At 39.1% G+C, this 775-nt stretch carries 1 protein-coding gene; it reads right to left on the bottom strand.

Translation table 11 applies throughout. The features are described from left to right. On the bottom strand, positions 1 to 302 hold a 302-nt coding region (locus tag MZO40_RS16955; RefSeq protein WP_303635072.1), incomplete at its 3' end, for a class Ib ribonucleoside-diphosphate reductase assembly flavoprotein NrdI. Positions 303 to 775 lie beyond the last annotated feature (473 nt).

The following is a 775-nucleotide window of genomic DNA, read 5'->3' as shown; positions in this document are numbered from 1 at the left end:
GTGAGTGCAAACTGCTTATTAAAATTACGATTACCGCTACCGATAATACCGTAGCAATGCTGGTAATTGCCTTCGTACGCGAGGTAATCTCCCAAAATAGTGGTTAATATTTCAGTATAACCGTCATTAACCCCATTACCACCTTTAAGAAAGGCTGGTAGGAAGGTAACAAACGGCTGGTCAAGAGTGGTGAATTCAGGGTGTTCTTTAACATTAATTGAACTAACCCGAACATGACGTTCTTTCTCAAAGTATGTTGTCAGTCTGCTAATAAAATATTTCGTGTTGCCGCTCAAACTGATGTAGAGAATATTTATGGTTTCCGTAACTAATCATCGCCCTTTTTCTATATATAGTGGTTAGGCGATCATTATAGCACTATATGTGGTGTCCGTGCAAATTGGTGGACGATCTGATTGATCTACAAATTGTGTTGAATATAAAGATTCATGCGAGGTGGCTAAAATGGGCCCACCGTTGGTATTTTAAGCTGCACTAAGAGACGATAAACGGGACTTTTAATGAATGGAAGCAAGCTCCCAGGACCCAGCTCACAGTTTGCACCAAAGGCCTTGTTATCAATTGAGAAGAGCACACTGTACGGTTCATGATCAAAAAATATTTTGATTATGTCTACTAGTTTTTACCTTTGTTTTAGTACAAAAAAACGTGCGTCCCCTAGAACTATTAGAAAGTTAATTTAAAATAGTCGAAGGATAATTAAAGGCATGCTATAATGCGGGGAAGAAAAAGAAGCCCTGCGTGAACGGAGCTT

Source organism: Lactiplantibacillus sp. B652 (assembly GCF_023806745.1).
In the GTDB taxonomy this organism is placed as follows: Bacteria; Bacillota; Bacilli; order Lactobacillales; family Lactobacillaceae; genus Lactiplantibacillus; species Lactiplantibacillus pentosus.
Note: the sequence above shows the minus strand (reverse complement) of the source record. Positions and strands in the feature narration are given on the sequence as shown.